General features: G+C 71.4%; 1 protein-coding gene. It reads right to left on the bottom strand.

What is annotated here, in order from left to right:
* On the bottom strand, window positions 1-1034 hold a 1034-nt coding region (locus tag G3N93_RS40755; RefSeq protein ID WP_206135606.1), incomplete at both ends, for a DUF1800 domain-containing protein.

Here is a 1034-nt window from a genome sequence, read left to right as displayed (position 1 = left end):
CGTCGTACCCGGCCGGCGAGCCGGGCCGCCACACCGGCTGGCCGAGCTGCGTAAGCAGCGGCGCGACCTTCAGGTCGCCGGTGTCGCGCCAGCCGAGCCCGCGCAGCGACGACACGGCCCACTCCCACGGCGTCTTGAACTTGCGGTTGACCGGCGCCCACGCATCGGGCGCGTCGACGAGCGCGCGATAGACGGCCGGCAAATCGCCACCGCTCGCATCGAACGCGCGGGCGAGCCGGTCAGTCAGCGCGGGCGGCGGATTGTCGGCGACGAAATGGCGAGCAAGCTGGAACGCGATATGCCGGCCGGTCGCCTCCGAATGCGCGAGGTCGTGCAGGATCGCGCGCGCCTGTGCTTCGCCGGGCTGGTCGTAGCTGCGCCCCATCACGGTCCGCACGCCGGGCTCGTGCAGTTTCGGGCGAAACACGAATGCGCCGGGCGCCGCATCACCGGGCTGCGGGCCACGCCCGCCGGCGATGCTCCAGCCGGTCAGCGCACGCGCGAATTCCGTCACGTCGGCCTGCGTGTAACCCGTGCGTACGCCGAGCGTGTGCAGCTCCATGATTTCGCGCGCGAGATTCTCGTTGAGCCCGCGCTTGGCCGTCGGATTGCGTGCTTCGGCACGCAGCGCGGCCGGGCTGTCGGGGCCGACCGAGCGAGCCTGGTCGAGGAAAAGCTGCATCGCGGGATGCTGCTCGACGGCGACCAGCATGTCCTCGAAACGGCCGAGCACGTGCGGGCGGATCGCGTCGCGTTCGAACGCGCCCGCGTAGGCGGCCACCGGCCCCTTGTCGACCGACACCGCGAAATGGTTCGCCCAGAAATGCACGAGACGCTCGACGAACGGTGCGGGCGTGTTCAGCGCGCTGTTCATCCGCGCGACGACGGCGCTGCGATACGTGTCGTTGCCGTCGCGCCGGATCGACTGCTCGGTCGCGCGTTTCGTTGCCGGGTCGTTGGCCGTCATCGCATTGCGCGCGTTCGCGAAGCGCGTCGCGAGCGCCACTGCGTCCGGCGCGCCGGCCCACGCGGCA

The organism is Burkholderia sp. Se-20378, assembly GCF_017104665.1.
GTDB lineage: Bacteria > Pseudomonadota > Gammaproteobacteria > Burkholderiales > Burkholderiaceae > Burkholderia > Burkholderia lata.
Note: the sequence above shows the minus strand (reverse complement) of the source record. Positions and strands in the feature narration are given on the sequence as shown.